The following is a 21,476-nucleotide window of genomic DNA, read 5'->3' as shown; positions in this document are numbered from 1 at the left end:
GCCGCACGGACTCTGCGACACGGCCCGGCGACCGGGGCCGTGGGCGTCACCGACAGTCGGCGTGGTGCAGACAGGGGCGACGTGAGCGGGGTGCCAGACAGACACCAGCAGCACCCGCTCAGCCGGCGGACACCACGCCACGGCGGGCCACCTCCAGGACCGTTCCCACACCACCTTCAGCAGCCGCTCGCACTGCCACATCCACGCCTCATAGGCTTCTACAACACCCTTTAGAGCAGCTCAAGATGCGACGTGGCGGGCTGCGCCATAGGCTCGATCTGTGCCTTTCCCAAGGCAACGTCGGCGAAGCCCGCTCGCAAGAGCGAGAGGCCAGCCCGCGCAAGGGGAGGCCCCATGAGGCCTCGCTCCAGCCACCCACATTCAGGCACAACGCGGCCATGGCGGATCACACCCCGTCACATCGTCCCGGTCACCTGATGGGGGTGATGGCGAGCCGGCTGGCTGCGGGTCGCGGTTGCACGTCTCGGCCGAACTGCGCGCTTGCCCGTGCGGGGTGAGCCGGGATCCAGAAGCGACCGAAACGGAAGAGTTGATTGATCATGTCGACCAGCGACATCGCGCTGACCGCCCCGAACCAGTTCGTTGAGGGTGCCAACGGAGTCACCTACGCCTATCGGCGGTTCGGCACTCCCTCCCCCGGCGTGCTGCCGCTGGTGATGCTGCAGCACTTCCGCGGCAACCTGGACAACTGGGACCCGTTGCTGCTCGGCGCCCTCGCCTCCCACCGCGAGGTCATCCCGGTCGACAACGCCGGTGTCGGCCTGTCATCCGGGACGGTGCCGCCCACCATCACCGGGATGGCCCGCGATGCCATCACCTTCGTCGAGGCGCTCGGGCTGCCCAGGATCGATCTGTTCGGGTTCTCCATCGGTGGGATGGTCGCCCAGGAACTCACCCTGATCCGTCCCCAGCTGGTCCGTCGGCTCGTGCTGGCCGGCACCGGGCCGCGCAGCGGCGTGCTGATGCACGGCTGGATCAACGACGTCCAGTCCCTCGCCAACGTCGCCGACAACCATCCCGAGGATCTGCTCTCCCTGTTCTTCGACATCACCCCGACCAGCCAGCAAAAGGGCCGGGAGTACCTGGAGCGGCGCGCCTCCCGCACGGAAGACCGGGACAAGCCCGCAGGCCTGCAGGCCCGCGACGCCCAGATGGACGCCATCACCGAATGGGGTATCCCCGACCCGCCCCAGCTGGACCGGCTGGCCGGGATCACCCAGCCGGTTCTGGTCGCCAACGGTGACAACGACATCATGATCCCGACGCCGAACTCCTGGCTGCTGGCCAAGCACCTGCCCGACGCACGCGTCAGGATCTACCCCGACTCCGGACACGGCTTCCTCTGGCAGTGGCCCGAGGAATTCGCCGCGCTGGTCCACAGTTTCCTGTCCGGTGCGGGCGAAGAAAAGGCCCCATGATGGACACGACCAGCCAGGTACGCGGGCGGCAGCGAGCATCACATGCGGCGGCGGTCACCGGGCTGCGGGTGCTGCTGTGGTGGCTCGGGCACGGGCTGGTGCTGGCGGCGCGGTTCAGCGCAGCGCTCCGGTCCCAGATCACGCGCAGTCTCACGGTCGAGATCTCCGCCGACGACGGTCCCGCACGGCACTGGGACTTCGACGCTCAGCGGCGCCGCGTCTCCACCTCGGCGGGCAGGGCCGCCGCACCCGACTTCGCCGTCCGCTTCCCCGGCAGCGGTCACGCGCTTCGTGACCTGATGTCGCGCGACGCGATCGACGCCATCATGCGTGACCGCATCCGCGGAACCGTCCGCGTCGAGGGCAACCATCTGCTCCTGATGTGGTTCCGCGGCCTGATCCGGAAAGTGGTGCCCATCGGCGAGTCCGATCCTGCCCGGCGGGCCCTCCCGGGCGCCTACGTGGCGCACGACCCCGCCGCGAACGGTGTCGAGAAGATCACCATCGAGCCGGCCGTACGGCAACTGGACCCGCGGTGGACCGGTGCCTGGAACGCACGGGCCAAGCTGTGGATCGTACGCGGGACCAACGGCGAACCGATGCGGGAGCCCTGAAGAGCACACGCGCCCAGACTCCTGAGGAGGCAATGCCGATGCCCGGGCTGAACGACCGCGCTCTGGGCTGGCTGCGGTTCATATGGGACAAGGCGACCACCCCGGACGACTGGAGCGACCAGGGTGAACCCCTCCCGTGGTGGGACCGCTACACCGCGCCGCCCATGTGCTCCTTCCCCCGATTCGACGTCCACAACATGTCATACGTCCTCCCGGTCATGCTCGAGGCAACCCCGGCATGGCGGGAGGTCTACACCCGCATCTCGGACGAACTCATCCGCCGCTACACCTCGTTCTGGGGCGCAGTCGACTGGTGCACACTGATCGGGCCCGATCCCGGTGCGGACCGCTATCCCCCCGCGTGGCAGACCTTCATCCCCGAACCGCTTCGCGGCCGCTACGCGGTACCGGGCTGGACCGGAAACGGGATCGAACCCTGGGGACTGCAGCCCGACCCCTGCGGCGCCGACGGGAACGTCTTCTACCGGGGCTGGCTGAACCTGCTCCTCGGCATACGCCGCTACGTCTCCGGAGATGCCACCGAGCACCGACCACTCGAGATCACCGGATATCAGAACCGCCAGTTCACCTGGACCCACGCGCGGATCGCGGAATTCATCTCAGCCCAGTTCCGTAGCCGCCCCCAGGGCCCGCACTGCGAGAACACCAAGATCTGGCCGTTCTGCGTCAGCGCCACCGGGCTCGGGCTCAAACTCTACGACGCGCAGCTCGGAACCACCCTGAGCGAGCCTGTCCCGCGCTGGTTCGACTACCTCCGTCGGCACTACATGGGCCTGACCCGCTCCGGCGAGCTGCGCACCTTCGCGCTCTACTACGACCCGATGGAGCAACGCCTCCACTCGCTGCCCGGACCCTCCGTGGCCCACGGGGTGTTCCCCTGCCTGCTGTACATGTACCCGCAGGACCGCGAGTTCTCTCTGTGGATCTACGAGCTGGCGATGCGGCGACTCGGCTGGTCCGACCCGAATCTCTCGCTGAGCAGGCTCCAGGCCGACCCCAACCACCTCAGCACGGCCATGTGGATGGCACATGAGGTGAAGGACACCGCCACCGAGGATCGCATCCGGGACTACATCGAGAGCACATACCAGCCCCGGTTCTTCGGCGAGGAGAACGACCGATTCGGATTCTGGTTCGGCTACGACTCCACCTGGCCCCGCGGGCAGGTCAACGCCATCCTGATGCTCGCCGAGTGCGGCAGCCCGGGATCGTGGTGGCGGATCTTCAACGAACCCCTGCTCGCGTCGGCGTCGGAACCGCGACTCCGCGGCGTCGACTACCCCAACATCAGCATCCGGCGCGCCCAGAACGACATGGCCCGGCGCGTACTCACCATCGAGACCGCGGCCACAGCATCCTCTCAGCGAGGAAAACCCACCAGTTTCACCATCGATCAACTGCCCAGTCCCGCTGAGGTTTCGGTCACCGTCGACAACCAGGACTCGACCGGCTGGCACGTCACCAGTGGCGATTCCATCCGGCTCGACCTCGACATCGGTGACCACCAGATCCGCGTCGCCTTCCCGGGTGGCAGCTCCCGGCAGAACAGTCCCGACACATGAAAAACAGTCCCCCACACATGAAAGGTGCCTCTATGACATCCGCATCCGCGTGGGCGGCCCCGCTCATCGAACTGCTCGGCCTCGCACACCCGCCAGTCGCGATCACCTTCGACACACAGCCCGCCACCTCCAGCGACAGCGGTCTCCCCGCCCAGCCCGCAGGCTGCTGCTTCTGGGAACCCGCCCAGCGACAATCCCTCGACACGCGCGCCGCGGACCACGCCAACTGCAGCACCGGAAGCTACACACACGGCCTGATCGACATGGCCACCGCCGCTTCCGGGGCCGACACCGCCGCCCTGATCAGCAGTGGATGGATCACCCCAGCGGACTTCGACCTCGTCGGGCGCCTGCCGTTCCGGCCAACGTCGATCCGCTACGAACCGCTCACCGTCGCGGCCAGCCCGGACATCGTGCTCGTCCAGCTCTCACCTGCCTCGCTCATGACACTCCAGGGCGCATGCCCGGACCTGCGGCTCGCCACCAGGCCGCAATGCCAGATCATTCCGCTGGCCTACAGCGGCCAGATAGCGGTCAGCCCGGGATGCGCGGTCAGCCGCGCCCGTACCGGCCTTCCCGCGCAGGAGATGACCTGCGCGCTGCCCGCCGCGAGCCTGCCCACGGTCATCGACCGCCTGCGGCAGGCCGTTGCCGCCGACCAGACGGCCGCCGACTATGCCGCCGCCGACCGTCGGCGCTTCGCCACGCTCGACTAGGGCTGGATTCCTCTCGGGAGTCAGTGGCCGCTGGGGTTCAGGCGTCGTACAGGTGGCTGTGAGCCTCGTGGACGGCGGCGCGCCCGGCTTCCAGCGCGGTTTCGAGGAGGTCGCCCTGGCGAGCCAGGCGGCCGACCTGCGGTGTGCCCGGGGCGGGGCGGATCGAGACGATCGCCGGGTGGTGGGCCAGGCAGGCGTCGTCTTCGGCCAGGCGCGCCTCGCGGTCGAGGAACACCTTGCGCAAGGCCGCAGGCTCACGGCGCAGAAAAGTCTTGGCGATGACCGGGGCGGAGCGCGAGGGGCGCGCCACGTCGATCTCACGCCGGGATCGCAGCACCATGACATGGGTCGCGCCCTGGGCCAGCGCGGTTCGGTAGGGCACGGACTCGGAGACGCCCGCGTCGTAGAACCGGCGCCCTCCCAGCAGCACGGGGTCGCCCGCCAGGAGCGGCAGGGCGGCGCTGGCCCGCAGCGCCAGGCGCAACTCCGCGGCGTCGCCGATGAAGGGCCGCAGGTCGGTGGAGTCCCCGGTGGCGGCATCGGTGGCCAGCGGGTGGTACTCGATGTCGCTGGCCAGGATCGAGGCGAAGTCCATCGGCGCGAAGCCGCGGTCGCGGTCGCCGTAGCGGTAGAGCACCTCGTAGAAGGCGTGCAGGTCTACGAGCGGCCGCCCGCGCAGAGGGTTCGAGCGCCGGATCACCGTTCTGGCGTAGCGGGGCTCCGCCCAGAAGCGCAACGACTGCGGGCTGCTGCTCAGCAGCCACGCTCCGGACGCGGCGCCGGCGGAGGCTCCGTAGACGGCGTCGAAGCCGTTGGTCAGGCCGAGTTCGTGCAGCGCCAGGGACATCCCGCCGGCAATGATGCCGCGCATCCCGCCGCCCTCGATGGCCAGTGCGACGCGGTGCCCGTCGGTGCGTGCGCCGGGTCGGCTGTCGGCCTGTGCGCGCTCGGTGAGCACGCGCCAGACCGGGTGCGGCACCTCGGGCTCTCTCGCCGCAGCAGGTGTGGCGGTCGTCGTCATCGTGGTCACGGCTCCAGGGGGCTGCTCGGGGGCGGGAACTGCGCGCAGGGTCGGGGACGGCGCGGCGTGGGCGCCGCCCCGGTGTCACTCGGCTGCTACTGGTCGGCCTTGCGGGCGGTGGCGGCCTTGGCCGAGTGCCACAGTATGCGGCGGTTCTCCCAGCCGGGGCGGAGATCGACCATCCGAGCGACGATGTCGGCGGTGGTGGTGGTCTCCTCGGCGAACGTCTGGGTGACGGTGGCGGAGTTCATGGCTTGCGTCCTTCTCCGCAGTGGTTTTCGAGGCCCGACCTGGGCTCCGAGTGATCAGTGCGCAAGCTGCGGGTAGAGCGCGCCGAGGTCGCCGGACAAGCCGGCCTTGACCTGGCGGGTCACCTCGTCGGCCAGCACCTCGTAAGCGTCGGTTTCGACGCCGTCCAGGGTCAGCGCGGCGACGCTTGCAGGGGAAGACTTGGGGGCGTCGATGCGGGCGGCCAGGTCGGTGTCGACGTAACCGACGTGCAGTCCGGTGACGTTGATACCGCGGGGCTTGAGGTCCAGGCGCAGGGAGTTGGTCTGGGACCAGAACGCGGCCTTGGACGCGCTGTAGGAGCCGCCGAGGGCGATCCAGGACACAACCGAGTGCACGTTGAGCAGGTGGCCGCCGCCGTTGGCCTCGATGATCGGGACAAAGGCCCTGGTGGTGTACAGCGGTCCGTAGAAGTTGGTCTCGAACTCGCGGCGCACGTCCTCGATCGGCGACGTCAAGTAGGAGGCGGCGACGGCCGCGCCCGCGTTGTTGATCAGGATCGTGACGTCCGGCGCGGCCGCCGCGGCGGCGGCCACCGAGGCCGGGTCCGTGACCTCAAGGGCCAGCGCGACGGCGTCGGGGTGGGTGACGGTCCTCGGGTCGCGGGCGGTGGCGTACACCTTCTTGGCGCCCCGCGTGTACAGGTCTTCGACCAGAGCCTTGCCGATGCCCCTGCTGCCCCCGGTGACCAGGACGGTCGAGCCCGCGATCGCGGTCATGGCCTTCTCCTCAAACATGGAAACCGATCAGTTTCAGGTCACCGTAAACCGATCGGTTTCTACGGGCAAGTCGACGACGCTCCCTGGCCGGCATGAACACGAGTTCCCCCGCCGCGACGACAGCGCCGTCCGCGGCGGCTGCCACGGGCAAGAAGCTAGAGCCGGGTGACGAACGCGCTGATGTGGGAGGCGAGCTGGTCTGGGACCTCGCCAGGTGCGGTGGGAGCCACCCCAGTAGTGGAGGAAGACCAGGGCCGGCCATTGACTTAAATGTCCCGAAATTTACGAAACGTGGCACTGAACACCGTCGTTGATCGTCGCGACTCCGACGAGCATCGACGGCAACGGCATCTCCCCACAAGGGGCCCCCGAGGCCGTTCCGGGCGGCTGGGGCATCGGCGGGCACGCCCACACCGACAAGAAGATCGTGCAGACCGCGAGGAAACTCCTCGGCAAGGACTGAATACCCGACCGATCGGAGTAAATCCCAAAGCTCAGACAGCGTCCGGTCGGCGGTGCGCAGCTCGACCTGCCAGTCTTCCAGGGCGCTTGCGCCCATTTCTGCGAGCGGCAGACAGAAGGTGATTTCCCCATGAGCACCGTCGAAGACAGGAACAAGGCCATCGTCCGTGAAGCTTTCGACGCTCTGTTCAACAGGCGGGACTACGCGGCTGCCGAGCGGTTCTGGTCCCCCGACTACGTCCAGCACAACGCCCACTTCGCGCCCGGCCGGGAGGGACTCTTCGATCTGGTCAAGAGCCTCCCTGCAGGGCCCGTCCTGGCCACCGCCGGGAACTCCGAGGCCATCACGGCCACCGTGGACGGCCTGGCCCCCCGCGGGGAGCTCGTGGTGATCGGCGCGGACACCGCGCCGCTGGGCGTCAACCCGGCCCAACTACTCATGGGCGCCTACATCGTCCGCGGCCACCCGGCCGGCACCTCGCAGGACGTCGAGGACACCATGGCGTTCAGCACCCTGCACGGCATCCGACCGATAACCGAGGCCGTGCCACTGGACCGTACCGACGAGGCCTACCAGAAGATGCTCGCCGGCAAGGCCCGCTTCCGGATGGTGCTCACGGCCGGCTGACACCCGAGGCTTACCCCTCACGGCGTGCCCGGCTTGCCGTTGTGAACCATGCAATCAGGTCTTACCGCTGAAGTGCCCCTATGGGTTCGGTGAAGGTGGACCACCTGGACCTAGGTTCAGCAAGGCGCGCGTACGGGGTCCACAAGGGCATGAAGGGCGCGACGCTGGATGTGAATCGGGATGGCAGCGCCGCTGCCGCGCCGGTCCGGTCGCCGTCCGAGCGACCGCCGGACTGGTCAGGCAACCACACGGCGATCAACGACCGTGTGGTCCTGAAATCCCATGACCGTGATCGGGGGCCCGACTGCCGCAGGCCCTTAGGTCTGTGACCGCACAGGGCCCTCGATCACCTTCCACTCACTGTCACATCATTTCACCCGTCTGCCGGACGGGTGGCCCGGAAAGGAAATACCTGATGACCGCATTCAAGCCCATGCCCGAGTTCGCCCTTGGTCCGGACATCCCGGAGTCCGGGTTCGTCGTGACCGATCTGGGTGGCGGTGCCTACGGCGTCACCCAGGGCATGGTCAACACGATGTTCCTGGAGACCAAGAAGGGGGTCGTCCTCGTGGACGCTCCTCCGGCTCTGGGAGGCGAGAATCTGCTGGCGGCGATCGAGTCGGTCACCCCGAAGCCGCTCACACACCTGATCTACAGCCACTCGCACGCCGACCACATCGGTGCGGCTCACCAGCTCAACCGGGACGGTCTGCAGATCATCGGCCACGAGCTGACCGGCCGGTTCATCGAGGAGGCGCACGACGACCGCCGTCCGCTGCCGAACGTGACCTTCAGCGGTCCGCACAAGACGCTGGACATCGACGGGACCCGGTTCACCCTGGACTACACGGGCGACTGGCACCAGGCGGGCAACCTGTTCATCCACGTCCCGGAACTGAGGACCATGGCGGCGATCGACAGCTTCTCCGTCAAGAACCCGCCGTTCTTCCGCCTCGTCTTCTCCGCCCATGTGCCCGCGTACTTCGAGGCCATGGATCAGCTGCTGGAGTACGACTTCGACACCATCGTCAGCGGTCACATGTCCCTGTTCGGCACGCCCGACGACGTGGCGACGAACCGTGACTACATCAACGACCTGCGGAAGTCCGCGGCCGAGGCGCTGCAGACGGTCGACCTGAGGGAGGCCGCGGCCGCCCACAAGGTGCCGGCGAACAACAAGCAGGCCGAACTGAAGGTCTGGATGGACGCGGTCGTCGCCCGCGCTGCCGAGCTGATGCCGAACTATGACAAGCGCCTGGGAGGGACCGACATCTTCCTCGCCGACAACCTCAACGCCGTCGCATGGAGCCTCTTCCTCGACTAAGACGATGTCCTGTGCAGTGAGGGGACGTGACGCGGACCGGGCCTGCGGCAGGCCGGCGGCCAGGAACTCTCCGGCTCGACCACCTGCCGTCGGCCCGGCGTCCGCCGGACCCGAGTCGGAACCGTGTGTTCGCCCACGCCCCCTCCTATTGGCCCTCACGTCGGGCGTACTTGGGGCGCTCCGGAATACGGAGGCCCACCCCGCCAGAGGCATCACAGCGCTGAGTGCCGCCGAACCTCGGGCGCACCAGCTCCTGCGTCATCAGCGACTTGGCAGTCGACCAGGAGCCGTTCGGACGAAGCGCCATACACAGCCGAACGTGCGATCACCACATACAACATCGTCATACGACATCGTCTGACAGACCATCTCATCAGGACCGTTCGCCCCGGCCTGGGGCGCCAGAAGGAGGGAACGCCACATGCGGCAATCGACCAGGGTGGACTTGTTGGCGCAGAGCATCGATCTGGCCCTTGACGTGGTCAGCGATGTGTCCGTGGACCAGTACCAAGATCCGACCCCTTGTTCGGAATTCACGGTGCGAGACCTTGTGAATCACATCGGCATGATGCTCTTGCTGACGAGGGACGCGGGCACCCGGGCGGCACCGGATCCCAGCCTGCTGACTGCCGACCCGATGCCTTTTCTCGCCGGACACCCGGAGTCCGACTGGGCTGGACTGGTGGCTGAAAAGGCGGATCCGGCAGTGAGTGCCTGGTCCGCGCCGACGGCGTGGGAAGGGGAGGCGAGCGTCGGCGGACCGCCCATGGCCGCCACCGCGCTCGGCGGGATCCTCATCGCCGAATTCGCCATCCATGCCTGGGATGTGGCAGTGGCCACCGGGCAGTCCATCAACATCCCCGCATCCTTGGCCACCACCGCGTTCGACACCTACTCACGCGAGGCACCCCGTATGCGCGGCCTGGGCCTTCTCGGCGACGAGGCGCCGCAAGAGACCGACGCGCCCCTGTTCGACCGCGCACTGGGCCTGACCGGCAGGGACCCCCGATGGACCCGACCCACGCGATAGTTCTGCGACTGCGTCCGGTGTGACGAGCAAGACTGATTGCCGGTGGTGTGGGGAGTGCCATGCATCAGGTGTGACTTCACGTAGGAGTCCCGCCTGATGGCATTGAAGCCGACGTCACGACGTCGTTCCGTCCTCGGGGGTGACCGTGATGACGATCTTGCCGACCTGGCGACGACGCACGGCGAGCCGCTGCGGTCGACTACGTCCGTGATGGCCTCGCCAAGGGAGAACTGGCCCCCGTCACCGACACGACTTTCCCCCTCGGTGCCATCGCGGAGGCCCATCGCTACCTGGAGGCCGGCGGGCGACGACGGCGTGCACGGGAGCGAGGACCGCTTCACCGTGCATCGGGTAGTCGGTCATGGGGAAGGACGGCACCACGCTGACGGCCTGGCCCACACGGGACCCCCTGCCCCCGTCCCCGACCGCCGCGACCACGCCGGCGACCTCGTAGCCGATACCGGACGGAAAGGCCGGGGCGACGCCGTATTCGCCCCGGCGGAACATCGATTCCGCCCGGTTCAGCCCCAACGCCCGGGTGTGGATGAGGACTTCACCCGCACCGGGAACCGGGGCGGGGATCTTCTCGAGCCGCAGGACCTCGGGGCCACCCGTCTCATGGAAACGGACGGCGCGGCTCATGACGCGGTGTTCCGATGCGCCGTGCCGTGCCCGGAAGAAGAGGATGCCTCTGCGTCTGCCGGGGCGCTCCAGCTGGCGAGCAGCCGGAGCGTCTCCGCGGAGGCGGAGCCGGGTTCGGCGGTGTAGAGGCAGATGATCTGGTCGGGATCGGCGGGAAGGGCCAGCGTTTCGTAGGAAAGCGTGAGTTCGCCGACCACGGGGTGACGGAGGCGCTGGGTGCCGTGAGCACACTGGTCCACACGGTGGCTTGCCCACCAGGTGTGGAACTGGGGCACCTTGATGGACAGCTCCCCGACCAGCTCGTTCAGCCGGGGGTCGTCGGGTTGACGGCCGGCCGCCAGACGCAGGCTGGCGACGAACGTCTCGGCGACTTTGTCCCAGTCCATGTACAGATCGCGGGCGGCGGGGTGGAGCAGGACGAAGCGGGCGAGGTTGCGCTCGCGGTACGGCAGCGTGTCGAAGTCGGTGATCAGCGCGTGGGCGAGGTGGTTGCCCGCCAGGACGTCGCTGTGGTGGTTGATGACAAGGGCCGGAGAGACGTTGTTCAGAACGTCCAGCATGCCGTGGACCGCCGGCCGCACCCGCGGCACGCGGGCCGCACGGCGCCGGCCCGGACCAGGTGTCTTGGGCCGGGCGAGCTCGAAGAGGTAGCCGCGTTCGAGGTCGTCCAGGCGCAGAGCGCGAGCCACAGCCTCCAGCACCGTCTCCGAGACGTGGGGGTGTCGGCCCTGTTCGAGGCGGGCGTAGTAGTCCGTACTCACCCCGGCCAGGTGCGCGACCTCCTCGCGGCGCAGTCCCGGCACCCGGCGCGCGCCGCCGCTGAAGCCCACCCCCGCGTCCTCGGGGTGCAGACGCGCCCGTCGCGAGCGCAGGAAGTCACCAAGTTCGCCGTTCTGTTTCATGTATCCAGTGTTAGCACCGCAGCGCCGTGACGGGGTCGGTGAAGGTGGACCACCTGGACCTAGGTTCAGCAAGGCGCGCGCACGGGATCCGCATGGGCATGAAGGACGCGACGCTGGATGTGAACCGGGATGCCGGCGCCGCCTCACCTGCGCTGTACGGCTGGAAGCGGAGCCCTCACCCGCGTGTGGTGACCGTGGGGAGCGAGTGGAAGCCACCTGGTTCGTCCTTCGACCACCTTACGGAGCAGCTGGATCATGCCGTTCGTCATCCATGTCCTCGGGCTGGGCATCTTCGCTCAGGGCACCTCGGAGTTCATGCGGCCCCACCTGGGCACGGAACTGCGCTCGCTGAGGGTGCCGCGGCTGTGGGTCGCCCACGCCACCACCGCACTTTCCGGAGCCCGTAGTCTCCGGTCTCGTCATCAACACCGGACTCGGACTGGCGGGCACAGCCTGCCTGGATCGGCGCAGCCTTCGCCGTCACCGCCATGGGCAGCACTCTGCTGGACCGTCACCTCACCCGGCGCCACCGGACCCTCACACTCGAAGCCGGACTGCTCACGGCCACCCTCGACCCACAGCAGGCCGCTGCCGCCACCCATTGACGCCCCACAGCCCACAAGGCATGTGCTTGACCCGGCCCTTATGACGCGGCGCCTGCCCATCCGGCAGCAGGCCAGGCGCTTCGACGCGGGTCAGACCTCCGCACGAGGTGGTTCTGCCCTCGGGATCAGGGCCACGGCGGATCGCGCCGCCTGCTCGAGCGTCGCCGCGTCGACATCCGCCTTGGCAATGGAATCGATGCCCCTGATGACGCTCAGCAGCAGATACCCCAGGCTCGAGGAGTCGACATGGTCGGCCACTTCCCCCGCGTCCTGGGCGTCGCGGATCGCGCCCGCGAGGACGCCGGCGAGATCGTCGAACGCGCGGCGGGCCGTCCGCGCCACGTCCTCGTCCTCACCGGCACGGTCCGCGGTGACCTTGGTGAGGAAGCATCCACGGTGGGGCGACTCGCCGGCGAAGGCGCTGGCGAGGGAGACGAGGTAGCGCTCGAGTCGCGCCATCGGCGAGGGAAGTACCGCTTTCGGGCCGCCCTGCAGCTGCTCGCGGGCCTGGGCGACGAGGTCCTGGCAGTAGTCGGAGAAGACACGCACGTACAGGTCGTGCTTGTTGCCGAACGCCTTGTAGATGCTGCCCTTGCCCAGTCCGGTTGCTTCCATGAGGTCATAGGTGGACGTGCCGGCGAATCCAGTCGTCCAGAACTGGTCGCGTACGACATTCAGTACAGCGGTCTCGTCGAAGCCTCGTCTTCTTCCCATGCCGCCAGGGTACGCCGTTGTGGTCCACCTGGACCACAACGGCTGCCGTCGTGGCCTGGCGCACGACCGCCCCCACCCCGGCACACCCGACACCACCTCCATAAACTCCACCGGGCACCTGGACTCTATTTTTTATTTGAACACCAATGGAGGTTTGGTCTACTTTAGAGACCACGACGCGAACCGCGTCGTTCGACTTACCAAGGAGTCCCAGATGTCCCAGGTCATTGCCCCCCAGCCGCGCGTAGTTGTCGCCTTCCACTCCGGATACGGACACACCGCCGTCCTCGCCGAGGCCGTCCAGCACGGCGCCGAGAAGGCCGGCGCACACGTGACGTTCGTCGCGGTGGACGCCATCACCGACGAGCAGTGGCACGAGCTGGACACGGCCGACGCAGTGATCTTCGGGACGCCGACCTACATGGGCGGCGCATCCGCGGGCTTCCACGCGTTCGCCGAGGCCAGTAGCGGCAGGTACCTCAACGGCACCTGGGCGGACAAGATCGCCGCCGGCTTCACCAACTCCGCCTCCAAGAGTGGTGACAAGCTCAACACCCTGAACTTCCTGGCCGCCTTCGCCGCCCAGCACCGCATGATCTGGGTGGGCCTGGGACTGGCTCCGGGCTGGAACGCCCTCCAGGCCAGCGAAAACGACCTCAACCGGCTGGGCTTCTGGGTCGGTGCGGGCGCCCAGACCCCCCAGGACGGTGGCATCGAGACGGTGCACGACGCCGACATCGCCACCGCCGAACACCTCGGGGCGCGGGTCACCGCACAGGCCGCAGCCCTCACCGTCGGCCGGGCCGCCCTGGCTGAAGTCACCGCCTGACCCATCCCGGCACCCCGATTCCCGGCACTCCAGGGGCCTTCTGGCGAAAAAGCCCTTCCCTTACCAGGACCGCGAGGATCCTCACGGTCCGTGCCATGAAGAACGACTGACTAGGAGCACGACCGATGCCTCTGCACGGTGAGTACGAGCCGAGCGCCACCTCGTGGGTGCGCGACCAGGTCGCGCAGTACGAGGCCACCGACGGCGCGGAAGGCGGGACCTTCCTGGACCTGCCGGTCATCATCCTGACCACCAAGGGCGTGAAGTCCGGAAAGATCCGCAAGATGCCCCTGATGCGGGTCGAGCACAACGGCTCCTACGCGGTGGCCGCCTCCAACGGAGGCGCCGACACACACCCTTCCTGGTACCGGAACGTAGTCGCCCATCCCCTTGTCGAAGTGCAGGACCGAACGGTCAAGCAGGACATGACCGCCCGCGAGCTCCACGGCGAGGAGAAGGCCGAATGGTGGAAGCGCGCGGACGCCGCCTACCCGGACTTCGTCAAATACCGGGCGGGGACCGACCGCGACATCCCGCTCTTCGTCCTCGAGCCGGTCACAGACAAGCGCTGACCGACCCTCACCCGGGTGGGGCACACCGAACGGCACCGCCCCACCCGGACACCCACGAACCCGCGCCACCCCGACGGCTCACCCAATTGTCGACCGGAGAACGAGCACATGACGACCTTCAGCAAGAAGCAGCGCTACTCAGCACCCGCCTCCGCGGTGTGGGGTCTCATCGGGGACTTCTATTCCGTGGAAGCCTGGATGCCCGGCGTCGCCGACACCGTCCCGGACACCGACCGGCGGACCCGCACACTCACCATGCAAGACGGCGGACGGCTCGTCGAGCGGTTGATCGACGAGGGGAAGTGGTTCCACCACTACCGCTTCGACGACCCCGGCCCGGTTCCGGTGGTCGACTTCACCGCCAGGATCGCGGTCGTCGAGGACGGGCCGGACCGGTCTGCGATCGAGTGGACAGGGTCCTTCGAGCCTGTCCCCGGCGTCCCCGCCGACGAGGCCGCGGCCGCGGTGGGCGGCTTCTACCAGGCATGCCTGGACCGCATCACCACCATGCTCGGCACCTGACGATACGGCGGAACAGCCCGCGCGGTCCGGTCCCGGCCGCTCACCGCCGGAGTCGGCTCACACCCTCTGGTCGGAGGCGTGGCGCTCGTCGTAGGCGACGCGGGCCGCATGCACGCGCGCGGCCCGCTTCTCGGTCCAAGAACACAGGGCCCGGGTCTCCTCGGCGATCTCACTGCCTAGGTCGGTCAGCCCGTACAGCACCAAAGGCGGCAAGACCTCGGGGTCGACGCTGCGCAGGACCAGCCCGTCACGTTCCAGCGTCCGCAGCGTCTGCGACAGCATCTTCCGGCTGATCCCACCCAGAGACCGCTGCAGTTCCGAGTACCGCTGGGCACCACGGTCCCGCAGGCTCGCCAGCATCAGCAGGGCCCACTTGTCGGCCAGGTCCACAAAGACATCGCGACTGGGACAGGCCGCATCGAGGATGTCCATCGGCCGGTCCGAGTCGATGGTCACTGACCGCTCCTGCTCTACCATGACCGCATTGTATACCAGGGAACCAAGAGACCCATGAACTCTTCTGGAGTCATGGTCTCCAGCAAGCTCTTACCCCATCACGAAAGTTGGAATCTCCGACATTTCGCGCGGATTTGAACGCTTGCGACACGCTACGGCTCGGACTGGACCGCGCGATGGCAGTGGCTCAGGCCATGGGCGGCATGGTGCACCTCGGGCCCCTGGGGAGCAGCAGCCTGTACTTGGCGGTGGAGAGCAACGTCGAGGGGGCGGCGACGCAACGCTGGGAAGAGATCGACCGCCACTCGCCGGAGGCTCCCGCATACGCCGTACGCACCGACGCCCCGGCATGGACGGCGCCGACGCGACCCGAATTCGCCGCGCGCTTGCCTGGAGTGCCCTCAGGAGCCGGACTGCTCTCGGTGCCGGTACCAGCCTCGGACGAGCCCCTCGGCGTACTGTCCGTCTTCACCCCGATGCCGGAGGCGCCGGCCCTGCACCAGCAACTGACCGCCGTGGCAAGCTGGATCGCCGACTGCCTGCGCGACAGTCCGGGACCTCCTCAACCTGAGGATGCGGGACGCCCGGCTGACCGCGACACCGCGGAACTCCCCGCAGGATTCTGGGGCTGGGATTTCGGTACCGGCACGGTGATCTGGGACGGTGCCGCGCTCGGCATCCTGGGGATCGACGCGAAGGGGTTCGACGGGCAGATCCGTACCTGGCGGCGACTGGTCCACCCGCAGGATCTCCCGCAGGTGCTGGCGCGGGCCGACCAGGCCATCCGCGCCCGCACGCTGTGCCAGGCGGAATTTCGGGTCCGCCGGCCGGATACCGGCATGCGCCGGATGGAGGTCCGGGGCCAGGCATCGAGTGCCGACGACGGCTCCGGTCCGCGCCTGGCCGGGTTCGTGCGTGACATCACCTCGGGCCACCCGACCGAGGAACCGACGGAGCAAGCCCTGTGGGCTGTGCACAACGGGTTCCTGGCCGTCGACCGCTCCTGGCGGATCATCTTTGCCCATCCGAACGCCGAGCGCCTGCTTGCCCCGTCGCGGCAGTTGCTCGGGCAGGTGCTGTGGGATGCGGTTCCGGCGCTGTGCTCGCCCGGCATGGAGGAAGCCGGCAGACAAGCAGCGGCCGAGGGCAGACCGACCGAGCTGGACATACGCACGTACACCGGCCGACGGCTGCATGTGCGACTGGCCCCGTTGTCGGACGGCCTGGCCCTGTGCGTCACCGACATCAGCAGCGCCCGGCACCTGCAAGCCGACGAGGCCTCCGCCGAGGGCACTGCCATCGAACGCACCATGCGCCTCGTGGAGTTGACCCGAGCCCTCGCCGGTGCGGTCACCGGACATGACGTGGCCGATGTGATGGCCACCCACATGGTGCCCCTGTTCGGCGCCAAAGGTGTCAGCGTCTGGACTCACGAAAACGGCCGAGCGTTTCTGATGGGCAGTGCCGGCCCCAGGGAGAGTCTCCGCCGCTTCGAAGACGCCCGCATCGCAGAGCTTCCGGCGTCTACCCAAGCCTTCATCGACGGCACTTTGGACTTCATCTCGTCCGCGGAGGAGTTCATCAGCCGCTTCCCGGCGCTTGCCGACCTGCCCGCTGCGATCGGGGCCCAGGCATGGGCGATCCTGCCGCTGATCGCCTCCGGGCGCACCGTGGGTGCTTCCTGCGTCATCTACGAGCATCGGCACGCCTTCAGCCACGAGGAACGCACTCTGTTCGCGGCCATGAGCGGCATGGTCGCCCAGGCCATGGAGCGCGCCCGGCTGTACGACGCCGAGCACCGCCGGGCCCAGGAACTCCAGCGCGGTTTGCTCCCGCGGTGTCTGCCGGCCCTGCCCGCTGTGACCGCCTCCGCCCGTTACCAGCCCGCCGGTGACGGCACGGTTGCCGGCGGCGACTGGTACGACGTCATCCCGCTGTCGGCCGAGCAGGTCGCTCTGGTCGTCGGAGACGTCATGGGGCACGGCGTGTCCGAGGCCGTCACCATGGGCCGACTGCGCACCGCGGGCCATACGCTCGCTGATCTCGAGCAGCCTCTGGACGAGCTTTTCTTCCATCTCAACGAAATCGTCAGCGGCCTCGGGGACGGCTTCTACGCCACCTGCCTCTGCATCGTCTACGACCCGGTCAGCCGCATGTGCCAGGCCATCACCGCCGGCCATCCCCCGCCCGTCATCCTCCGGCCCGACGGAACCAGCTACTTCCCGGACCTGCCTGTCAACCCCCCGCTCGGCGCCGCCACCCCGCCCTTCGACACGGCCGAGTTCAGCCTGCCCGACGGCTCGATCGTCGCGCTCTACACCGACGGCCTCGTCGAATCCGGCGGACTGGACATCGCCGAGGGCATGGGCCGCCTCGCCTGTCACCTTCGCCCCGCCCACGTTCAGGTGACAGAGAGCCTCGACGACCTGTGCGACCGCCTGATCGCCACCCTGCTGCCCGACCAGCGCAGCCGCGATGACAGCGCACTGCTCGTGGCCCGCACCCAGGCGCTGGCTCCGGAGAACATCTCCTGCCTGCAGCTGCAGGACGACCCCACAGCCGCCGGCCAGGCCCGCGCGCATGTCCGAGCCCAGCTCGCCGCCTGGAACCTGGATGAGCTGATCATGACTACCGAACTCGTCGCCAGCGAGCTCGTCGGCAATGTTGTCCGCCATGCAAGAGGGCCGATCACCCTGCGGCTGCTGCGCGGCCGAACCCTCATCTGCGAAGTCGCAGACGCCAGCCCCGCGATGCCCAGAATCCGTCGAGCGGCTGACACCGACGAGAACGGCCGCGGGCTCCAGCTGATCGCCGCTGTGACCAGCCGGTGGGGCGCCCGCTACACAGGGTCCGGCAAGTGCATCTGGACCGAGCAGCTCTTGTCCGCCGACCCGCTTGGTGAGCGAGTCTCGTACGAGTCCGTGTGAGGCGGGCTCCCGATCCCGATGGGAGACGTCGACCAGCCGCCTGCCTGCCGCCAGCCGTACCGCCCCGGCAACCTGCGCGCTTGCCGGGTCAGCCGCGCGCATTGACGCGGTACTGCGCGACCAGGCCGAGGGTTGCGGCGACGAGGATGGCGACACCGTAGCCGAGGACGGTGCCCTGCAGACCGACCGGAGCGATCAGGAGTCCCGCGATGATTGCCGGCACTCCGAAGCTCAGGTAGGCGACCAGGTAGATGGATGCGAAGAGCCCTGCCCTCTGGTGGGGTTGCACGAGCGGGGCGATGGTCCGGATGGCGCCGGAGAACGAGGCGCCGAAGCCCACGCCGCCGATGACGCCTCCCACCCACAGCAGAGACAGCATTCCGGTGGCGACACCGGCCTCGATCACCACGGTTCCCAGCAGCACACCCGCACCGCCGACGAAGACGGTGCGGCGAGATGTCAGTCGGCCGAGGAAGAGGCCGGCCACGGCGGCCGCCGCGGGCTCGACGAAGGCCGTGGCGCCGTTCAGGCCGGGGATGCGGTCATGCCTTGATTCGGTGCGGGACACCTCAGAGCCCCCTAAGGCCAAGTATTGTGCATTAATTTCACTGTAGACCCGAAGGAGGGTTAATGCCAAGCGGTGTGCGTTATAGTGGGGTGCATGGTTGCAGAATCGTCCCCGCGGCGGCGCACCGGCGGCCGCAGCGCCGTGGTGCTCATGTCCATCAGGAAGGCCGTCGAGGAACTGATCGCCGAACAGGGCAGTGACGCCGTCACCATCCCCATGGTCGCGGAGCGCGCGGGAGTGAATCACTCGAGCATCTACCGACGCTGGGGCGACGCGCGGACCATGATCAACGACCTGGCGACCTACCACCTCGACCCGGAGCGCGGCCTTCCCGACACCGGAGACCTGCGTGCCGATCTGATCGCATGGGCACAGGAACTGATCAGCCACTACAGCACCCCGGTGAACGCCGCCCTCTTGCGCGGCGGGGCCGCCGCGGCGGGTGAGAGCGAGTCGGACTGCCTGCGCGACCGGCGGACGGAGGCAGCCGGCTTCGCCGCACGTCCCGGCAGCACTTTCAGCGGCGACGACGTCATCGACCGGCTGGTGGCCCCGATCATCTACCGGGTCATCTTCCTGCCCTGGACACTGTCCGAGGTGGATGCGCGTACGTACGTCGACGAACTCTGCAACCGCTCCGCCTGATCCCCCGCCACGCAAAGCGGCGAGACCGGCCGACGCCGGGTGACGGTCAGAGCGCCTGACCGAGCGCCCGGAACCGGGCGTCGGACAAGGCGACCTGCGCGGCCCGGATGTTCTCCTCCAGGTGGGTCACACGGGAGGTACCGGGAATGGGCAGCATCACCGGGGAGCGCCGCAGCAGCCAGGCCAGGGCCAGCTGGGAGGGGCTCGCGCCGAGCTCCTTGGCGAGAGTGTCCAGTGGGCCGCCCGGGCGCGCCAGTTGGCCGGTGGCGATCGGGAACCATGGGAGGCCGTGCGGATTCCTGTACCACGGCCTGCACTCGCTCATTGAACGAACGCCCGGCGCGAGCGCTTGCGTGGCCGGCAGGCGAGGCGCGGCGGGCAGAGCGCCGACGCTGTTGAGTGCGGTGGGTCAGCAGTCAGTGCCAGTCGCTCCCGTGGCCCGGATTCGGTGGCTTCTCGGGATGTGGCCACGTAAGGTGCGGCTCTCCGTCACCTTGCCGATCACGACATCCGGACCATCCCGACCCGAAACTTAACGCACGAGCATGCGCTTTAAGTGAGCTTAGCACCCACATGCCCTGACGCAAATTTCTGAGCTTCAAGGTCGGCGGGCGGACGTGGATCACAGGTGCAGAGGTGAAGGAAGTCAGGCCGGCGATGAACGGCTACCCGCTTGGGCGACGCCGACGCGGGGGTGTACTCGTGTCGTGGTCAGGCAACAGAGATCTCGGTGAGATCGATGGTGACGAGGACCGGCTCGGGCAGAACCCGCGCATCCTCCTGCATGGGCAGGACGTACCGGTGAGTCGGGAAGACCAGTCCCGACACCGTTGCGTGCTTCTGGCACAGATGCGCAGCCGGCGCGCCGCCGAGTACGTCGGCCGCGTAGTCATGACGGCGCAGCAGCCCGGTGGTGTCGTAGTAGAAGATCTGCTCTCTGGCATGCGTTGCGAGAGTGTCAGGGAAGGTCGCGCGCAGCCGTCGCCAGTTCTCGCCGACTTCCTGCCAGGGCTCCAGCTCCTCCACCACAACGCCGGGGCGCGTCAGCAGGTAGGGAGCCGTGAGGTAGTTCCACATGGCGTAGCCCGCGAAGTACAGCACATGGAGCTGGTCCCAGGGGGTGTCCGGGCCGTGGCCGGCGAAGGCTTCCCGTGGGGAGGTCCGCTCGGCCACGACCTCGCCGTCCCGCCCCTCGACCGCGACTCGGCCGGGCGTGAATACGCCGCGCAGCTCCGGGCCGGTGAAGCCCTCGAAGACCACGCGCTGCCGCTGCACGTCAACGGTCATGTCGGCCGTGGCGAGGATTCCCTGCCGGCCGCGGAGGGTCCACAGGAGCCCGCCCATGGACCCCTTGGCGTGGATGGTTCTTGCTTCTTGCCACCGCCGGAGGCCGCCGTGGGCCTCAAGAACAAGATCCAATAGGTTCGCCATGGGTGGGCCTCCGTGGTGAGTGACGCTGCTTGCGTGTCAATGTTCCTGCGGCGTTCGCCTGTGGCGCGCGTTCGGCGCGTATGCGGCGGGAGTGGCCGCGAGAAGCGGCGTGGACACCGTGCCCCGGCACCAGGTTGGCGTGCCGTGGGGTCGGCGGGGTCTCGCCGGGGTCGGTGTCGGGTGTACGTCGGGCGCCGACTCGGAGTACGTACCCGAGGCGTCACGCCTCCGAGTCAGGCCTGCCGGTCGGCCTGGCCGGCCTGAGGGTTGGTGAACATGGGGTTGCCCGCGACGGTGTCCCGCGCGGCCACCTCGTCCTGCAGGACGTCCCAGTGCTCCACCACCAGGCCGTCTTCGAAACGGAAGATGTCGATCCCGATGAGGGGCTTGTCGAGTCCGCCGGAGTACCGGCCGTGGACCATGACCAGGTCCCCCTCGGCGATGATCGCTCCCGGCTCGTAGCGGGTGGCGTCGGGCAGGCCGGCGATGAACCCACGCAGCCCGGCCTTGGCCGCCGGGATGAACGGGTTGTGCTGCACGTAGTCCGGGTGCAGGTACCGGTCCAGCGCGGTGAAGTCCTTGGAGCTGAACGCGGTCGTCAGGAACTCGAGGATGACGGCCTTGTTCCGCTCCGTCTGAGTCTGAGTCTGGTGCATCGGAATCCTCCACCGGGTTTGTTGACCGATTGGACCACTATCGAAACATGATGTGGTCCGATCGGTCAACAAATCGCGATGCCGGAGCTCGGCGCAAGGCGCTCTCAGACAGCCTCCGGAAAGGCGAAGATCCACGTGCGGTCAGGAAGCGGGAGTCCGATCGTTCGCCCCGGCCAGGTCTGC

General features: G+C 68.3%; 22 protein-coding genes and 3 pseudogenes. 14 read left to right on the top strand and 11 right to left on the bottom strand.

Translation table 11 applies throughout. From position 1 onward, the window contains the following. The first annotated feature begins 560 nt into the window (after positions 1–560). The 4 genes from OG568_RS45155 to OG568_RS45140 are packed head-to-tail and all read left to right on the top strand — an operon-like array spanning position 561 to position 4,352. Positions 561–1,439 (top strand): alpha/beta fold hydrolase, encoded by an 879-nt coding sequence (locus tag OG568_RS45155; protein ID WP_266418467.1) that lies wholly within the window; start codon positions 561–563, stop codon positions 1,437–1,439. Then, on the top strand, positions 1,436–2,053 hold the full coding sequence (locus OG568_RS45150; protein WP_329535778.1) for a hypothetical protein: 618 nt from the start codon (positions 1,436–1,438) through the stop codon (positions 2,051–2,053). Before OG568_RS45155 ends, OG568_RS45150 begins: the two co-directional genes overlap by 4 nt. A gap of 38 nt (positions 2,054–2,091) precedes the next feature. Beyond that, a complete protein-coding gene (locus OG568_RS45145; RefSeq protein ID WP_329535777.1) occupies positions 2,092–3,636 on the top strand; it encodes a linalool dehydratase/isomerase domain-containing protein in 1,545 nt (514 codons plus the stop codon). 32 nt (positions 3,637–3,668) lie between these two features. Beyond that, entirely contained in the window at positions 3,669–4,352 is a 684-nt protein-coding gene (locus tag OG568_RS45140) for a DUF169 domain-containing protein (protein ID WP_329535776.1), read from the top strand. A gap of 37 nt (positions 4,353–4,389) precedes the next feature. On the opposite strand, the gene OG568_RS45135 is transcribed toward OG568_RS45140, so the two are convergent. From OG568_RS45135 to OG568_RS45125, 3 genes are all read right to left on the bottom strand, one after another. Continuing rightward, the gene (locus tag OG568_RS45135) at positions 4,390–5,373 is read right to left on the bottom strand and encodes a patatin-like phospholipase family protein (RefSeq protein WP_329536618.1); all 984 of its coding nucleotides are present in this window, start codon (positions 5,371–5,373) and stop codon (positions 4,390–4,392) included. Positions 5,374–5,468: 95 nt separating this feature from the next. Further along, positions 5,469–5,624 carry a hypothetical protein gene (locus tag OG568_RS45130; protein ID WP_329535775.1) on the bottom strand — a complete coding sequence of 52 codons (156 nt, stop codon included), beginning with the start codon at positions 5,622–5,624 and terminating at the stop codon, positions 5,469–5,471. A gap of 54 nt (positions 5,625–5,678) precedes the next feature. Next, entirely contained in the window at positions 5,679–6,380 is a 702-nt protein-coding gene (locus OG568_RS45125; RefSeq protein ID WP_329372399.1) for an SDR family oxidoreductase, read from the bottom strand. A 310-nt stretch (positions 6,381–6,690) separates the two neighbouring features. Here OG568_RS45125 and OG568_RS45120 point away from each other — a divergent pair, with 310 nt between their 5' ends. The 5 genes and pseudogenes from OG568_RS45120 (at position 6,691) to OG568_RS45100 (ending at position 10,210) form a co-directional block, all read left to right on the top strand. After that, positions 6,691–6,843 (top strand): hypothetical protein, encoded by a 153-nt coding sequence (locus OG568_RS45120; protein WP_329535774.1) that lies wholly within the window; start codon positions 6,691–6,693, stop codon positions 6,841–6,843. Positions 6,844–7,146: 303 nt separating this feature from the next. Then, positions 7,147–7,470 (top strand): annotated as a pseudogene (locus OG568_RS45115) (alcohol dehydrogenase); the annotation flags it as partial. 415 nt (positions 7,471–7,885) lie between these two features. Then, positions 7,886–8,794, top strand: coding sequence for an MBL fold metallo-hydrolase (locus tag OG568_RS45110; protein ID WP_266579538.1), 909 nt, complete (start codon positions 7,886–7,888; stop codon positions 8,792–8,794). A 421-nt stretch (positions 8,795–9,215) separates the two neighbouring features. Next, positions 9,216–9,824: a TIGR03086 family metal-binding protein gene (locus OG568_RS45105; RefSeq protein ID WP_329535773.1), complete on the top strand. Its 609-nt coding sequence runs from the start codon at positions 9,216–9,218 to the stop codon at positions 9,822–9,824. 230 nt (positions 9,825–10,054) lie between these two features. Further along, entirely contained in the window at positions 10,055–10,210 is a 156-nt protein-coding gene (locus tag OG568_RS45100; protein WP_329536617.1) for a hypothetical protein, read from the top strand. Here OG568_RS45100 and OG568_RS45095 read toward each other — a convergent pair. The 3 genes and pseudogenes from OG568_RS45095 to OG568_RS45085 all read right to left on the bottom strand — a co-directional run. Further along, positions 10,206–10,466: pseudogene (locus OG568_RS45095) on the bottom strand (alcohol dehydrogenase catalytic domain-containing protein); the annotation flags it as partial. The gene OG568_RS45100 and the pseudogene OG568_RS45095 overlap by 5 nt on opposite strands. Continuing rightward, positions 10,463–11,368: a helix-turn-helix transcriptional regulator gene (locus OG568_RS45090; protein ID WP_329535772.1), complete on the bottom strand. Its 906-nt coding sequence runs from the start codon at positions 11,366–11,368 to the stop codon at positions 10,463–10,465. The pseudogene OG568_RS45095 and the gene OG568_RS45090, both read right to left, overlap by 4 nt. 695 nt (positions 11,369–12,063) lie before the next feature. Then, positions 12,064–12,687 carry a TetR/AcrR family transcriptional regulator gene (locus tag OG568_RS45085; protein ID WP_266579546.1) on the bottom strand — a complete coding sequence of 208 codons (624 nt, stop codon included), beginning with the start codon at positions 12,685–12,687 and terminating at the stop codon, positions 12,064–12,066. Between the two features lie 214 nt (positions 12,688–12,901). Here OG568_RS45085 and OG568_RS45080 point away from each other — a divergent pair, with 214 nt between their 5' ends. The 3 genes from OG568_RS45080 to OG568_RS45070 all read left to right on the top strand — a co-directional run bounded on the left by OG568_RS45080 (position 12,902) and on the right by OG568_RS45070 (position 14,610). Continuing rightward, positions 12,902–13,516: a flavodoxin family protein gene (locus tag OG568_RS45080; RefSeq protein ID WP_329535771.1), complete on the top strand. Its 615-nt coding sequence runs from the start codon at positions 12,902–12,904 to the stop codon at positions 13,514–13,516. 125 nt (positions 13,517–13,641) lie between these two features. After that, positions 13,642–14,088, top strand: a complete 447-nt coding sequence (locus tag OG568_RS45075) for a nitroreductase family deazaflavin-dependent oxidoreductase (protein WP_266418441.1) — start codon at positions 13,642–13,644, stop codon at positions 14,086–14,088. 108 nt (positions 14,089–14,196) lie between these two features. Then, the gene (locus OG568_RS45070; RefSeq protein WP_329535770.1) at positions 14,197–14,610 is read left to right on the top strand and encodes an SRPBCC family protein; all 414 of its coding nucleotides are present in this window, start codon (positions 14,197–14,199) and stop codon (positions 14,608–14,610) included. Between the two features lie 57 nt (positions 14,611–14,667). Here OG568_RS45070 and OG568_RS45065 read toward each other — a convergent pair whose 3' ends face one another. Then, positions 14,668–15,087, bottom strand: a complete 420-nt coding sequence (locus OG568_RS45065) for a winged helix-turn-helix transcriptional regulator (RefSeq protein WP_266418437.1) — start codon at positions 15,085–15,087, stop codon at positions 14,668–14,670. Between the two features lie 155 nt (positions 15,088–15,242). Between OG568_RS45065 and OG568_RS45060 the strand changes: the two genes are divergently transcribed. Beyond that, on the top strand, positions 15,243–17,993 hold the full coding sequence (locus tag OG568_RS45060; protein ID WP_329535769.1) for a SpoIIE family protein phosphatase: 2,751 nt from the start codon (positions 15,243–15,245) through the stop codon (positions 17,991–17,993). Between the two features lie 88 nt (positions 17,994–18,081). On the opposite strand, the gene OG568_RS45055 is transcribed toward OG568_RS45060, so the two are convergent. Further along, positions 18,082–18,561, bottom strand: a complete 480-nt coding sequence (locus tag OG568_RS45055; protein ID WP_329535768.1) for a hypothetical protein — start codon at positions 18,559–18,561, stop codon at positions 18,082–18,084. Between the two features lie 93 nt (positions 18,562–18,654). Here OG568_RS45055 and OG568_RS45050 point away from each other — a divergent pair, with 93 nt between their 5' ends. Continuing rightward, a complete protein-coding gene (locus OG568_RS45050) occupies positions 18,655–19,206 on the top strand; it encodes a TetR/AcrR family transcriptional regulator (protein WP_329535767.1) in 552 nt (183 codons plus the stop codon). Positions 19,207–19,252: 46 nt separating this feature from the next. On the opposite strand, the pseudogene OG568_RS45045 reads toward OG568_RS45050, so the two are convergent. From OG568_RS45045 to OG568_RS45035, 3 genes and pseudogenes are all read right to left on the bottom strand, one after another. After that, positions 19,253–19,492 (bottom strand): annotated as a pseudogene (locus OG568_RS45045) (aldo/keto reductase); the annotation flags it as partial. A gap of 425 nt (positions 19,493–19,917) precedes the next feature. Continuing rightward, the gene (locus tag OG568_RS45040) at positions 19,918–20,550 is read right to left on the bottom strand and encodes a hypothetical protein (protein ID WP_329535766.1); all 633 of its coding nucleotides are present in this window, start codon (positions 20,548–20,550) and stop codon (positions 19,918–19,920) included. 320 nt (positions 20,551–20,870) lie between these two features. Further along, positions 20,871–21,293, bottom strand: coding sequence for a nuclear transport factor 2 family protein (locus OG568_RS45035; protein ID WP_329535765.1), 423 nt, complete (start codon positions 21,291–21,293; stop codon positions 20,871–20,873). Positions 21,294–21,476: the final 183 nt, after the last annotated feature.

The organism is Streptomyces sp. NBC_01450, from assembly GCF_036227505.1.
Lineage (GTDB): Bacteria > Actinomycetota > Actinomycetes > Streptomycetales > Streptomycetaceae > Streptomyces.
This window is presented reverse-complemented; position numbering and strand designations above follow the sequence as displayed.